This window comes from Acidimicrobiales bacterium (assembly GCA_036378675.1).
In the GTDB taxonomy this organism is placed as follows: Bacteria; Actinomycetota; Acidimicrobiia; order Acidimicrobiales; family Palsa-688; genus DASUWA01.
Genome location: DASUWA010000045.1, coordinates 1 through 13,404 on the forward strand (window position 1 = coordinate 1; position 13,404 = coordinate 13,404).

Here is a 13,404-nt window from a genome sequence, read left to right on the forward strand (position 1 = left end):
CCCACACCCGCCGCCTCGTCCGCCAACTCGAACAACTCGGCCACCACGTCACCCTGACACCCGCCGCCTAACCAACCACAAACCATTCGGGGCTCCGCCCCGACCTAGGCGCGCCCGCCAGAAGAGCTATTTCGTGTCAGAGCTACAAGCCCCCGTCCCCCGTAGCTCAGAGGATAGAGCGTCGGTTTCCTGACTCCGTTCCGGACTTCCAACTCAGTGGTTCCAGACGGAAAATCCCCGGTCAAGTGGCGTTGCGAGTCCCGTCGCCCCTCACTGTCCCCCACTTTCGGGCAGACTGATTGAAAGTGCTTCGTCGACGGCCCCCGGGTGAAGGGAAAGTGAACCTCAGTTAACCGTTCGCGGGACCTTCTTCAATTTCCCCTGTTGCGGGTTACGGTATAGCAATAGGCGGCCGAGGTCGACGGAGCATGTATGAGGCGGACCCAGAGAATCGCTTTCCTGTGCGGCACGCTATTGCCAGTCACGACTGGGACGATGATGGCCACTCCGCAGTCCCGCGTTGCCGCTCAAACGGCCGCGGCCAACTCCGCCGCGCTCACTGAGCTCCACGGAGCTCTCCACGGCAGCTCGGATAAGGTCTTCGGTATCTCCCCCCAGGGCAACAGCAGCGGGATCTCGACCGTACCGCAGCTGGAGTCGGCGTTGGCCCACCCGATCGAGGTGGTGAATGTGTTCGTGGGATGGGGTGAGACCTTCCCAACGACCAGCGTGAACGCGATCGTGCAGGCCGGCGCGGTCCCCGAACTCTCCTTCGAACCGTGGAACTACACCAAGGGCGTCAACCAGCCGGCGTTCTCGGACAGCGTGATCGCGTCCGGCACCTATGACGCGTACCTCACCCAGTTCGCCCAAGGCGTCGCCGCTTGGCACGGAGAGCTGCTTTTCCGTTACGCGCACGAGATGAACGGGAACTGGTACCCCTGGGCGGCCTCAGTCAATGGGAACACTCCTGCTGCCTACATCGCTGCGTGGCGCCACGTGCACCAGATCTTCTCCAACGCGGGTGCAACGAACGCGCTGTGGGTGTGGTGCCCGAACGCCGGCGGGCCAACGCCGGTAGCGAGCGTCTTTCCCGGAGCGAGCTACGTGAACGTGGTCGGCATGGACGGGTACAACTGGGGCACCACGAGCACGACCAACGGGGGATGGCGGAGCCCCTCACAGATATTCTCTGGGCTGCTCAGCACGGTCAGGTCGGTCGGCCCGGGGCTGCCGATCCTCCTAAACGAGACCGGAAGCGCCGAAGCCGGAGGCAGCAAGGCCACCTGGCTGAACCAACTCTTCAGCTTCGTCGAAGGTCAGTCGGGGCTCGCCGGGGTGGTGTACTCGAACTTCGGATCGCTCTGGCCGCTTACGACGTCTTCAAGCGCGCTGGCCGCGGCAAAGGTCAGCCTCTCGACATACTGATACACGGTCGACTGACCGACCTACCGACGCTGACCGTTAATCGATGAGCGAGATGATCGGGTCGCGCCTGGCTCCCTGGGCCCGGGAAATCAATGGCATCACCACATACACGAGGGCGTACAGGAGGCCAGTCGCCTCCAGGAAGACGAAGTTCAGGGGGCGCATCGTCAGCATCCGATAGATGCCGAGGACGAGCCATAACCCGACGGACGATCCGCCCCATACGGCGATGCCGCGCCAGATCCGCGAGGTCCGACGGGTTGCCGACTTTGCACCGGTCGTCTGCCATCCCTGGCGGCGCCCGCGGAGGATGTCGATGATCGCGAAGAGATGGGACCAGCCGTACAGGGTCTTAGCCATGAGCGCCGACGGTCCGAACCGGCCCTTGTTCCAAAGCGGGAAGATCACGAGGGTGTACGCAGCACTTGGCGCGATCCACAGGTAGTTCTTGAGCTGCACCTGAGCGGGCATGAACGCCAGAAGCAGTATGGGTATCAAGGGAACGAAGAAGGTCGCTGCCGCCGTGTGGATGTAGTAGCAGAACCCCGAGAGATAGCAGCAAAGCTGCGCCGGACGGAGGCGGGCGGACCAGAACTTGCGTGACCGGAGCAAGCTCATCGAACCGGCGCACCATCTGTACTGTTGGGTAAAGAAGGCATCAGGCTCTGAGGGGCACATGCCGGTGGCTAACGGAACCGGGATGTACACGAGCGACCATCCTTTGAGACGGAGGTCGAAACCGGTGTGGACGTCCTCGGAATGCTCTATCAGCGCGGTCCCGCCAATCGTGTCGAGCGCTGCGCGTCGGTAGACCGCGCAGGATCCCACGCAGATGGCCGCGTTCAGCCGGCCTCGGGACACCTGAATCATGCGGTAGAACAGCTCCTGGACCGCTCCGGCGCCGTGCTCCATCCATGTTTGGTGCTTATCCCACCGAAAGTATTGAGGGGTCTGGACTATCCCGACGGTGGGGTCTCTTTCGATGTAGGGCAGGGTCTCCGTTAAGAAGTCCTCCCTCGGCGCGAAGTCCGCGTCGAGTATGACGATGAACTCGCCCTCGGAGTTCTGGTAGGCGTGACGCAGGTTCCCTGCCTTCTTGAACCAGCCCCGGTTGGGGCGCACCAGATACTGGAATCCGTGCACCGAAGCCAGCTCAGCCGCCTCGGGGTCGTCTCCGTCGTCGAGCACGTAGACACTAAGGACGCCTGGATAGCCAGCTTGCAGCCGGGCGACGTTTTGCCACGTGTTGGCAAGGACCCCTAGTTCTTCGCCGCAGATCGGCAACCACACATCGACCGTGGGGAACGCCCGGGGCGCCCAGGACTGGACCAGAGCCCGGTGGGTACTCAGATCAAAGTTCCGGCTGGTCAGGTTCACCCGCAAGGAGATGAGGTAGTAGAAGAGGGTGAACCCCAGAAACGGAACCAGGGCCCACAGCCACAATCCCAAATGGATCAGGTGGACTTGGCTGATGGTCAGGCAGGTGAGGCTCAACATCGACGCGATGAGCAGCACCGCGACCTGCCGATGTACGTAGCTGTACTTCTCCTCGTCGCTTGGCGGGCTTGGCAGAACAAGTGTGCTGACCACATCGCGGGCCGGCGGGCGGTGGATTTCGAGGGATGTCATGACTGGACCGGACGGACCGTCCACACCACGTAGGCGCTACGGCCGTACTCGTCTCTGGTTGCGAAGTTGCCAACCCATCTGTAACGACCGCTGTCGTGAATGGCTTCGGCGACCGCCGTGTCGACTTGTTTTCGTTCTCCGAAATCGAGCGCGATGACGTTGAATGAGCCGTTGTCGACGGCCGCGACATAGGCAGGGATGCCCACCAGGCGGGTTCCGCCGGGGGGCGTGTAGGCAAAGTAGTAGGTGTCCACCCAATGAGACAGCTGGACACGGTCCTGCAGGTAGTAGCGGCCGACGGGGGCGTCGTCCATGAGGACGCGACCGTTCGTGGTGCCGAGAGCCGATCGGATCGCTGCGACGACCGGGTGCGAATTCGGCCACTCGTCAAAGTGACGGTTGGCCTGGGCGATTCCTGCAGCTCCCATGGGGACGAGGATCGTCGACGCCGCCGCGCAGCGGGCGAGGTCGAGTGGTCGCCGTCCGGTCACCCCCGCGAGGATCCACCCCGCCGCGACGGCTCCGAACCATCCCCCGAAGGTCACGTGCTTGGACAAAGACGTGGCGGTGTGGATCCGAGCCTGGTTGGCGGGGGCAAGCAAGACGCTGGAGGCAAGGACAGCCAGAACGCCAACCTGCCACCACGCTGACTTCCGTCTCACCGCAGTAAGGACCGAAACAACCAAGGCCAACGCAGCGAGGCTGGCAATGCCTCCGACCCAGAGCCAGGACAAATGCAACACCCGGTGAACGGAGGCCGTCGAGGGAGCCCGGTTGAGGGTCGTGCTCGCGACCCCGGTCAGATAGGAGCGCGGCGACGCCGCTAGCAGCACCGCTAGTACCATGATCAGACCGGCAGTCAACGTGCCTGAGGCTCTGGCCGCAGCTCGGAGCCCGACCCGTCCCCAGACCGTGAAGAAGGCAAGACCAATCACGACCGGATCGAACAGAGCCGACGCGTACTTGGTCGCGTTCGCAAGGGCGAGTACAGGTATCGCCAGATAGAACCAGCTGCCGGTTCCTGAGGACTCGGCGTTACGCACGACGATCCAGGCCGTACACGCGACGAGCATGAGCGCCATCGCGTCAAACGTGGCGAACGCCCCAAGGAACTGTGTTCCCTGGCTGGTGACGAACACCGCGGCCGCGAACCATCCGGCAGGACGTCCGAACAACCGCGTCGCGGTCAGGTAGCAAAACGAGGTCGCCAAAAGCATGAACACGAGCGACAAGACCCGGGCACCGACCAGGCCTCCGATCGAGTCTGCGATCCCAGCCAGGACCGGGTAGATGGTGGGTGCGCCGGAGAAGTAAGTCGGGAAGTGCAAGTCCGGCGTGCGGTGGAACCACGACCTGACCACGTACTTGCCCGCGGAGATGTAAGTGGCCTCGTCGAGGAAAGCGGTGTTGCGCGCAAGCAGCCGCGCCGAAAGCCACGCCTGGACGGCGAGGATCGCTGCTAATGGCACGTGGTTTGGCGCCCGCCTCAGAGCCGTTCTGACCAGGCCGTGGCGGGACCTCGTCAGCCGAGCAAGGTGCCGAAGGAAGCGTGCCCCTTCCTTGAAGCCTGCCTTGGAATCGCCATGGACGCGCCGGTCGAACCGGAACGGAATCTCGATAACCCTTTGGCGGGGTGCTCGGGCCAGCAGCTCGAGCAGGATCTTGAAGCCCTCGCCACGTAGATCTAGCGCGTCGATCGTCCGGCGTGAAACAGCGAAGAATCCCGACATCGGATCCCGGACTCCCCTCGACGGCGGTACGAGGACGTGCACCATGGCGACGAAAAGACGGGAGACCATGCGCCTGGCCTTGCCGCTGAGACCGGCTGCGGAGGCGCCGCTGACATAACGGCTCGCTATCGCAATGTCAGACTCCTCGCGCAACACCGGACCGACGAGTTCGCGGACAACCTCTGGTGGGTGTTGAAGGTCACCGTCCATGACGACGATCACCCAGGCGTCCGATTGCTGAAAACCGGCTGCTACCGCGCCGGACAGACCGCCCCGCCTTTCCCCGGGAAGGCGATGCAGCAAGGACAGGTTGTCGTGGTCGGCGCGCAGGTCGGCGACGGTCGCCGGCGTTCGGTCGTCGCTGTCGTCGACGAAGAGCACGCTCCACGACCAGCTCGAGTCGCCGAGCGAGTCTTCCAGGCGTTCGATGAGCATCGGGATGTTCGCCGCCTCGTTGCGGGTGGGGACGACGATGCAGAGATCCGCCCGCTCGGTTTCGCTGACCCTCGCGGTGAGCGCGCCCGACCCGGGGCGTGTAGGTGCAGAAGATGCGGCTCCTGTCAAGGTGGCTCCGTAGGGGGTGGTCGGAGAGTTAGGACGACTTCTGGTGGTGAAAGGTGGCGTTTGTCGCTACCCCGTTTTGGTTGCGGCGAATGGGTAACACAACGTCAACCCAGGCATCAAGCAGATCCGCTACGAATTGAAGACTGTTAGCGAAGCCGTAACACACGGTGATATCTGTGCGTCGTTGGACACGATCCGGAAACCGAGACTTATAGACCGTTTAACTTCCGGGGCTTGGAAAGTGGCTTTGAAAGTGCTTCATGACCGCCGTGCCGTAAGCACCGTGCGGGCTGCCGGAGTAGTCGGTGATCAACGAAGGACCATGGCATCCTGGCCAGGTGTTCCAAGCCCAGGCGAGGTAACCGATTCGCCGCGCGTCGAGCCAACTCATCAGCGGACGAACGTAAGCCGACCGGCAATCGGTCTCGCCGAACTCCGTGACCGCCACCGGGGTGGTCCCGGTCTGGGAGAGTTGCCTGGTCCAGCAACTCGACGCGCAATGCTGCGGGCCGTAGATGTGCCAGGCAGCCGCGATCGACCGATCCGGATCAGCAGGCCTGTAAACCGACCACTGGCTCAGGTCGGCCCCACGGGAGAGGCCGTCGAGGAACAGTACGTTCTTGGCGCCCGCCCCCCGGATCGTGTGGACCAACGACTGCATACCAACGGCCTGGTACTGCCTGCCGTCCTCTGCCGACGTGGTGCAACCGTCGCGCCAGCACGACCAGCTCACACCGTAGGGCTCGTTGTAGAGCTCGAACACTACGTACGGATCGTTGCCGTACGTAGATGCCACCTGACGCCAAAAGGCGACGGAATGATCGGCGTCGGGCATCCTTTGCTGGCTCCGCGCCTGAACATTCGCGGGGGCCGACCAGTGAAGATCGAGGTCGACCACTATCCGCCTGCGTTGCAGCAGAGTGACGAAGGCCTCGATGGCCGCCCGGTAGCTCGATGCGGGCAAGCCCGAGGGGAGGCCGTTGATCCCTAGCCAGCAGTCCTCATTTATAGGGATCCGCACGATGTCGATGTGCCAGCGATCCATGGCACCGACGGCGCTCGCGGAGCTCGGACCGGCGAACACGCCGCCTCGATTCAAGCACTCGTACTCGGTCCCAGAGACCGACACCCCGCCGAGTTGAACTGGGCTTCCCGCGGCGTTCACTAGCCGAGCGCCGGCGACGCGAACACCGCCAACCGGGCGGGCGACGGCCGGGTCGTGGGAGGCTCGGACGAAACCGAGGATCGCCGCGACAGAGCCGAGCAGGGCAATGGCCGCGGCGGCCACGACTGCTCTGGACGATCGAGCCCTGTTCTGTCGAGAGACGGCATTCAACAGTCCCCAGTTTGTCGGCGCAGCGCGGGACCGACGAACCGGAGCCCCAAGGCATCGCTTCTCAGTGCATCGGCACGTGGGTGCGCCCCAGCTGTCCCGCGTGTTGCGGGCGGGCAAGAAAAAGCACAGGCGTGCGACTCGAATTCCCCGCTGTTTATGGACCGGAAACCGGTTCGAAATACGAGCGTAGGAAGACTGACCCCGCAATACACATCGAAATAGCGCCGGCGACGCCGCCGGAGGCCAAGGAGAATTCACAACGGTGCTGGGGACCAGACTCTTTCGGTTCAGCCTTGTCGCGGTCGTGCTCGTCTTCGCTGGCGGACTGTCAGCGGCCGCCCGTGCCTCCTCAACGACGCGTCAGCTCGGTCTCGGTCAGTCGCTGTTTTGGGACGGCGGATACGTGGGCAGCTCGAATGTCGACCTCCCGGGATCGGCCGCGTGCCATGTGGAGCACTGCTTCGATTATCCGCTCAAGGTGGCCGCCGGTGGATGGCGGCTGCGCGTGGCCATCGACACACCCGACCGGGCCAACGAATTCGAGATCGATCTCATCGATCCGTCCGGCAAGACTGTAACGAGTCAGAGCAACTCGGCCCAGACCCAGTTCGACATGGAGCTCTACGCCCTGCATCCGGTCGCCGGTACCTGGACGGTCCAGGTCGTGCCGCAGATGGTTCAGAACGCAGCGTTCAAGTTGAGGGCGATGCTGGAGACCGGACCGCTGGTCTTCGAGCACAAGACCTTGCTGCTTCCCAACCTCAAGGTTACGCCACCCTACGGGTTCACATTCGTAGCACCAGCGAACCCCGCCAATGCCTATGCCCCCGACGGGGTGAACCCACCTCTCGAGGTGGCCGGCGAGGCGCCGCTGTCATGCACGCCCGACGAGACGCTCAACATAGGCCCGAACGACATGCCCGGCTCCGACCATCCGATGCGATGCCTGCGTTTCACGACCGGGCCCCGCGACGCCGGGCCGGGGACCTTCGAGATCGACTACAACCCCAGCGCCGGGGCGGCCAACCTCAACGACGTCCCAGCGTTCCAGCGGCTGTATTACAGCGACGGGACCTCGTTCGTGCGGCCTGCCGGGCACGTCGAATTCCACGACACCCATGGCCACTTCCACTACGACGGGTTCCTCAAGTTCCAGCTCTACCACGTCGGGGCGAACCACACGCTCAGCCGCGCCGGATCTGGGACCAAGGTGGGGCTTTGCCCGGCGGACGAGCTCTTCGCCGACTGGCGCACCTTCAACCAAAATGAGATCCCGGCGGAGACCTTCACCGCGAACTGCGGGTACACCACCGGACAGGCCAGCCTGGGTCTCAACGTCGGCTGGGGTGACGTGTACAAATGGCAGCGCCCCGGCCAGTACGTGGACTTCACCGGCGACGGTGACGGTTACTACCTGCTCGATGTAGTCGTCAACGCATCCAACCAGGCGCAAACCGTCTCCAACGACCAGAACGTCGGCTATGCCTACATCCACGTAGTAGGTGACAACGTCAGCATCATCGAACGAGGCCAGGGCAACAGCCCGTGGGACCCCGACAAGATCGTCTTCACCGACCAATCTTGACGACCTCCTCCAGGAGGCCTCGTCCCTACTCGGTACCGTCACGATGAAGGAGACCGTCAACGAGGCCTTGGAGTCGGTAGTCCTGGCGGCACGCCAGCGCCGACATGCCGACCGCCTTGCGGCCATGCGTGGACTAGATCTCAACAAGCCCAGGGTGATGGCTGGGGCGTGGCGCTAAGCGCCTCGCATCTGGCCGACAAGAGCGCTCTGGCTCGCATCACGCTGCCAGCGGTCGCGGCTCGACTCCGACCGCTGCTGGAAAAAGGCTTCGTCGCTACCTGCGCCATCGTCGACCTCGAAGTTCTCTTCAGCGCGAGAAGCCTGGATGACTACCAGGCCCTGCTCCAAGAGCGTCGGGCCTTCGAATCGGCTCGGATCACTCCCGAAGTGATGTCGGATGCTATTGATCTCCAGCATCGCCTTGCCCGCAGAGGACAGCACCGCGTCCCGATCCCAGACCTAGTCATCTCAGCAGCTTCCAGGATGGCCGGACTGGTCGTACTCCACTACGACCCCAACTTCGAACGGATCGCTCAGGTCGGCGGTGACGAACAGTCAGGGTCAGTTGACTGCGACCCGCAAGTCGATCGCGCCCGGGCGGCAATTTTCGGTGGGCGACCTAATGTCAGATGGGCGTCTCCGACACCGCAGGGCGCAGAGAACCGGTCTCAGGGAAGCGGGCTCGAAGGCCGGATCGAGCCCGTCACAGACCGGACCACCTCGTGGACGAACGCCAGCTTGTCGATCACGACCGGGCTGAGCACGAAGGGGTACAGGTCGCTGCGGCCCATGCTGCGGGTCACCCCGTTGAGTGCATAGGTCAGCGGCAGCCAGCTGGAGAGAATTTCCTCAACGTCGTCGTCGGGCCACGAGTGCGGGGTGGCCATGAGTTGTGGATCGAGGGTCGGTCCGATCACGACGAGGCCGAACGCCCCTGCCGTCTGAAGCGTGTCGCGGATGTGGAGGTAGTGGGCGAACGCCTCGGCCCAGTCCTCCCACGGGTGGGCAGCGGCGTAGGCGCTGACGTAGTTCGACTCCCAGCCAGCGGGAGGGCCGGCCGAGTAGTGGCGCTCGAGGGCCGGCTCGTAGGGGATCTGCTCGTCCCCGAATAGGGCACGCCAGCCTTCGAGGTGGCTGGGCGAGGGCTTCACCGAGGTCCACCAGTAGTGATGGCCAACTTCGTGGCGCAGATGCCCGAGCACGGTACGGTAGGGCTCGCCGAGCTCTTGGCGCATCCGGGTCCGGTGGGCGTCGTCCGATTCGGCGAGGTCGAAGGTGATGACACCGTCCTCGTACCCGATCCGGACGGGCTTGTCCTGAGCCCACAGCAGGTCGAAGGTCAGGTGGGAGAGTGGCAGCCTGAGCTCGGTGAGCTGGAACAGCAGTCGGCGCTTGGCCGACTCGGCCCGGATAAAGGCGGCCGCCGTCGGGTTGCCGGTGGAGAGGTCGACGTCGTGGGGCCGAGTGCGGGTGAGGACGCAAGAACGGCACAGCAGCCCGTCTCTGTCGACCAGCCAGTTGCATCCGGCTATCCCCGCGTTGGCGCACCGGAAGAGAGGGGTACCGGCTTCGAGCATCACGAGAGAACCCGCCTCGGGCGAGTATCCGATCGGTGTGCCGCACCGCAGGCACACCGAGTTTTCGAAGAACAGCAGATGGTCGCACCGTGGGCAGAAGAATGCTCGCATCGCAGCCGTTCTACCCCGTGGCGAGGCGGTCGACGTCGACCACCACATCCAGGTCGTGGGCCGATCCCTCGGTGAAGATCACGCCCTTGAGCGGCGGGACGTCGCCGTAGTCCCGGCCCCACGCCACCGTTGTGTAGCGGTCGTTGGTGTACTGGCGGTTGGTCGGATCTACGTCGAGCCATCCCTCCCCTGGGACGAACAGCGCGGTCCAGGCGTGGGAGGCGTCGGCGCCCCGGAGCCGGGCCGCTCCCGGCGGCGGTGTGGTCTCCAGGTACCCGCTTACGTAACGGGCGGCCAGGCCCAGCGAGCGTAGGCACCCGATCACCAGATGGGCGAAGTCCTGGCACACGCCGACCCGCGCCTCGAAGGCCTCCTCCGCCGTCGTCGCGACGGAGGTGACCCCCGGCTCGTAGCGGAAGTCGTCGTGGACCCGAGCGGCCAGGTCGAGGAGCGCGTCCCGCGTCGGGCGGCCCGGCGTGAAGGACATGAGCGCGTACTCCCGCAGCTCGGGAAAGGGGAAGGCGAGCGACGACCCCAGCACGAACTGCGTAGCGTCCAACGTCGCAGCTTCCGGAGCGCCGCCTCCCGCCGCCGAGTCCCTCAGTTGGTCGCGCGCCGCTTCCCACGGGACGTCACCGTTCGGGGCCGGGAGTCCGCCCCTGTCGATGTCGACCTCGGACGCGGACAGGACGGACAGCTTCCGGTGGGGCTTGAGAATCTCGAAGTGGATGACCCGGTTGCCGAAGAAGTCCCGGTGCTCAGCGTAGAAGTCCGGGACCGGGTCGATGACGATCGTGATGGATCGGCATGTCTGGCCGGGAAGGTCCCGGGGGATCATGTGGAGCAGGCCGTAGCTCTGGGTTACCTCGTCCTCGTAGGTGTAGGTGGTGCTGTGGTTGATCCGGAACGTCATGGCGTCATCGCAGCAGCGCGTGGAGAGCTCGGGCCGCCAACGGGTCTGCTGGGGTGAGGATGCCGCGCTGGGGAAGCAGGTGGGTGAAGTGGGCCGCCCGGATGGCCTCGTCCGTGGCGTGCAGGCCGCCGGTGACTCGAACCAGGAGGGCGTCGAGCTCCGGGCGGGAGGCGGCGGGTCCTGCCCGGGCCAGATCGAGGGTGTCGGCGACGCGCAGGGCCGTCGAGGTCTCCAGAAGGCGGACCTCCGCCGGCGACAGCCGGGACCCGCCGTCGGCTCGCGGCATAGCCTCCAGATCCTCCTTCAGCCGATCGAACTGGTAGACGAGGGAGCGGGGGTTGTCGGTGTCGAGCAACACGAGTTCGAGCAGCGTCGCCAGCTGTGCGCGCGAGCGGTAGCGGCGGCGGTAGGTGATGATGCTCTCGGCTGCGATGAGGACCGACTCCAGCAACAGGCTGTCGGTCGGCTCGTCGCGCTCGACGGTCACGGTGGCCCGCAGCAGGGCCGCTAGCTGCAGGGCGCGCTCGATCCGGCGCCCGGCGTCCATGAACCGCCACCCCGGGTCGCGCACCATGCTCTCCGCTCCCAGGCCGGCGAGAGCCAGCAGGCTGGACAGCACGTGGCCCAACGTGGCCCGCCCCAGCGTTGGCTGGTCGAGCAGATCGCGCCGCAGGGAGCTGACCACCAGCCACGTGTCGAGTGACAGCTGGTCCCGCACGGCGTGGGCGTTGTCAAGGACCAGCTGCACCGAGTGCGCCAGCGTGCCCTTTCTTCCGCTGTCAACCGCTACCGACTGCAGCTCGTCTCCTGGGTGGGCCAGACGCTCGGCGGCTCCTTCCCCGACGAAGCCGGGGAAGGTCTCCGTCACATGGGTCAGGGCCGCCAGGAGCGCGTGGAGGCAGGCCGTTCCGGCCGGGTTGGGGGCGTGCTGGAACTCGGCGCGCCGGTCGTGCACCACCCGGAGCAGCCGCACAGCGTTCTCAGCTCGCTGGGCGTGGCGTCCGAGCCAGAACAGGTGCTCGGCCGCCCGTGAAGACATGGAAGCGGCCGGCTCGACCGGGACCACGGCCGGACCCGACGTGATCCACGTAGCCGTCATCGGCTCGGGCTCGGAGGCCAGGACCCAGGTGTCCTTGCTGACTGTCCCGTTGGTTGCTGACGCGGCGCTCTCGGCGTCGGCGGAAACCCGCGCCAGGCCCCCGGCCATGGCCACGTAGGAATCGCCACCCCTCACCGCAAAGGTGCGAATCACGCCGCTGCGGGCCTCGAGGCCGCGGTCTGTGAGTGTTGGGGTGGACGCCAGGTCGACCCGTTCCTGGCCGACCCACGCACCGGGCTCGGCCTCGATCCGGCGGCGGAGGTCGTCGAGCGCGCCCTGGGGCTGCTGCCAGCCCCGGATGACCTCCGAGGCCCCGTTGCCCGCGATGGGCAGGACCATGAGGTCGCGGAGGTGGGTCAGGACGTGGCTGCGAGCGGCCCGCTCTCCGCACCACCACGTCGGCACCGTCGGCAGGCTCAGCTCCTCCCCCAAGAGGTGGTGTGCGATGGCGGGGAGGAAGGGCAGTATCCCGGGGTTCTCCAGCACGCCGCTTCCCAGGGTGTTGACGACCGTCACTGTGCCCCGACGGCACGCCTCGGCCAGGCCTGGCACGCCGATGGTCGTGTCGGCTTTGAACTCGAGCGGATCGCAGTGCCACGCATCGACCCGGCGGAGGATGACGTCTACGCGCTCGACTCGGCCGAGCGATCGCACCAGCACCTGTCCGCCCCGGACGGTGAGGTCCTCCCCCTCAACCAGCGAGTAGCCGAGGTTGGTGGCCAGGAACTCGTGCTCGAAGGCGGTAGTACTTTGCGGGCCGGGGCTGAGCACGACGATGCGGGGTTCGCGCGTCGTGTCGGGTGCCACCGACTCCAGGCCTGCACGCAAGGCCCGCATGAAGGGTGCCAGCCGGTGCACCTGAGCGTTGCGGTGCAGGCTTGGGAAGACTCGGGACGTGACCGTCCGGTTGGCGATGGCGTAGCCGACGCCCGTCGGGGTCTTGGCACGGTCGGCCAACACCCAGGTGCTGCCGGCGCGGTCGCGCACAAGGTCCACCGCCAGTGTAAACAGCTGCTGGGCCCCGGGGATGAGGACCTGGTCGCACGCCCGCAGGAACCCCGGGTGTCCGTACACCACCTCCGGGGGCAGCAGCGCTTTGGCCAGCAGGTCGCGCGGCCCGTAGAGGTCAGCCAGCACCAGGTTGAGCAGCTCGGCCCGCTGGACCACCGCACTCTCGATGCGCGCCCATTCGTCGCTTGTAACGAGGATTGGCAGCGGGTCGAGTCTCCACCGCGTGATTCCTAGGTCATCGAGCAGTGATCCGGCCTCGGCCTGGCGCCGCTGCAGCTCGGCCATCCCGAGGCCCTCCAGCACCGCGCCGACGTGCCCCCAGTGCTCGCGCAGCTGGCCGGTCCCATCGACCATCTCGTCGTACACCCCGGGAAGTGGGTGGTACGCGGACAGCAGGTCAACGACGGGGGCGCTGGTCATC

9 protein-coding genes are annotated in these 13,404 nt (G+C 65.6%); 2 read left to right on the plus strand and 7 right to left on the minus strand.

The window, feature by feature from the left end; genetic code table 11:
- Nucleotides 1–498: 498 nt before the first annotated feature.
- On the plus strand, nucleotides 499–1,428 hold the full coding sequence (locus VFZ97_14445; GenBank protein ID HEX6394634.1) for a glycosyl hydrolase: 930 nt from the start codon (nucleotides 499–501) through the stop codon (nucleotides 1,426–1,428).
- Nucleotides 1,429–1,464: 36 nt separating this feature from the next.
- Here VFZ97_14445 and VFZ97_14450 read toward each other — a convergent pair whose 3' ends face one another.
- The 3 genes from VFZ97_14450 to VFZ97_14460 all read right to left on the minus strand — a co-directional run bounded on the left by VFZ97_14450 (nucleotide 1,465) and on the right by VFZ97_14460 (nucleotide 6,639).
- Nucleotides 1,465–3,057: a glycosyltransferase family 2 protein gene (locus VFZ97_14450; protein HEX6394635.1), complete on the minus strand. Its 1,593-nt coding sequence runs from the start codon at nucleotides 3,055–3,057 to the stop codon at nucleotides 1,465–1,467.
- Nucleotides 3,054–5,351, minus strand: a complete 2,298-nt coding sequence (locus VFZ97_14455) for a glycosyltransferase (GenBank protein HEX6394636.1) — start codon at nucleotides 5,349–5,351, stop codon at nucleotides 3,054–3,056. Before VFZ97_14455 ends, VFZ97_14450 begins: the two co-directional genes overlap by 4 nt.
- 220 nt (nucleotides 5,352–5,571) lie before the next feature.
- Nucleotides 5,572–6,639 carry a cellulase family glycosylhydrolase gene (locus tag VFZ97_14460; protein ID HEX6394637.1) on the minus strand — a complete coding sequence of 356 codons (1,068 nt, stop codon included), beginning with the start codon at nucleotides 6,637–6,639 and terminating at the stop codon, nucleotides 5,572–5,574.
- Nucleotides 6,640–6,949: 310 nt separating this feature from the next.
- Between VFZ97_14460 and VFZ97_14465 the strand changes: the two genes are divergently transcribed.
- Nucleotides 6,950–8,272: a lysyl oxidase family protein gene (locus VFZ97_14465; protein HEX6394638.1), complete on the plus strand. Its 1,323-nt coding sequence runs from the start codon at nucleotides 6,950–6,952 to the stop codon at nucleotides 8,270–8,272.
- Between the two features lie 174 nt (nucleotides 8,273–8,446).
- On the opposite strand, the gene VFZ97_14470 is transcribed toward VFZ97_14465, so the two are convergent.
- The 4 genes from VFZ97_14470 to VFZ97_14485 all read right to left on the minus strand — a co-directional run bounded on the left by VFZ97_14470 (nucleotide 8,447) and on the right by VFZ97_14485 (nucleotide 13,403).
- Complete coding sequence (locus tag VFZ97_14470; protein HEX6394639.1) at nucleotides 8,447–8,713, minus strand: hypothetical protein; 267 nt, start codon at nucleotides 8,711–8,713, stop codon at nucleotides 8,447–8,449.
- A 227-nt stretch (nucleotides 8,714–8,940) separates the two neighbouring features.
- Nucleotides 8,941–9,960 (minus strand): putative zinc-binding metallopeptidase, encoded by a 1,020-nt coding sequence (locus tag VFZ97_14475; GenBank protein ID HEX6394640.1) that lies wholly within the window; start codon nucleotides 9,958–9,960, stop codon nucleotides 8,941–8,943.
- Nucleotides 9,961–9,970: 10 nt separating this feature from the next.
- Entirely contained in the window at nucleotides 9,971–10,873 is a 903-nt protein-coding gene (locus VFZ97_14480; protein ID HEX6394641.1) for a transglutaminase family protein, read from the minus strand.
- Nucleotides 10,874–10,877: 4 nt separating this feature from the next.
- Complete coding sequence (locus VFZ97_14485) at nucleotides 10,878–13,403, minus strand: circularly permuted type 2 ATP-grasp protein (protein ID HEX6394642.1); 2,526 nt, start codon at nucleotides 13,401–13,403, stop codon at nucleotides 10,878–10,880.
- Nucleotide 13,404: the final 1 nt, after the last annotated feature.

What these genes read in the sequence shown, in the direction of transcription:
- VFZ97_14445 (HEX6394634.1), top strand. Translation starts at nt 499, where the DNA reads ATGGCCACTCCGCAGTCCCGCGTTGCCGCTCAAACGGCCGCGGCCAAC.
- VFZ97_14450 (HEX6394635.1), bottom strand. Translation starts at nt 3,057, where the DNA reads ATGACATCCCTCGAAATCCACCGCCCGCCGGCCCGCGATGTGGTCAGC.
- VFZ97_14475 (HEX6394640.1), bottom strand. Translation starts at nt 9,960, where the DNA reads ATGCGAGCATTCTTCTGCCCACGGTGCGACCATCTGCTGTTCTTCGAA.
- VFZ97_14480 (HEX6394641.1), bottom strand. Translation starts at nt 10,873, where the DNA reads ATGACGTTCCGGATCAACCACAGCACCACCTACACCTACGAGGACGAG.
- VFZ97_14485 (HEX6394642.1), bottom strand. Translation starts at nt 13,403, where the DNA reads ATGACCAGCGCCCCCGTCGTTGACCTGCTGTCCGCGTACCACCCACTT.